Origin of the sequence: Veillonella sp. AF13-2 (assembly GCF_003603295.1) — a bacterium.
Classification (GTDB): Bacteria; Bacillota; Negativicutes; order Veillonellales; family Veillonellaceae; genus Veillonella; species Veillonella parvula_E.
On sequence record NZ_QTMT01000014.1, the window covers coordinates 1 to 530 of the forward strand.

Sequence of the window (530 nt, forward strand, 5' to 3'; positions counted from 1 at the left end):
GAAGTTCAAACCTTTCGCAATAGTGGTGTTGATATTTGTGATATTTGTTGTATTGGTATCTTGTTGCGCTTTGGATGCGATATCTGTCAATGTAACTTGTTTCTTATCGCCTTTATCATTAGCTACAGTCAATACCATGTTGCCGTCGCTGTCAGCTTTATATTTACCTTGGCTATTTGGCTCAGGGTTTGCTACCAAACGATAGTCACCTTTTGCCACTTCGGTAAATACATTGCTCAAATCGACATTAACTTTACCTGTATCATTACGTTCCAATGTCAACGTTTTACCGTCATTGGATACGCTGCCGCTAGTAACAAAGTTATTTTTAAGACCTGTCACATTAGCGGTCAAACCGTTTGTACCAGTTAGATTTGCAGTGCCGTCACCATTAGCCTGGTACGTTGCAGTACCGCCGGTTATGTATTTGTCTTTTGCAGTAACGATGCGGTTGATATCGCCGATATTAGCGCCGTTTGTAATGACATCTCCGCCGCTGGCAACGTTTGTGATTTGTTTGTTGCCCGCAT

General features: G+C 42.1%; 1 pseudogene. It reads right to left on the reverse strand.

Annotated features, from left to right (window positions below):
* Positions 1 to 530 (reverse strand): annotated as a pseudogene (locus tag DWV85_RS09300) (adhesin); the annotation flags it as partial.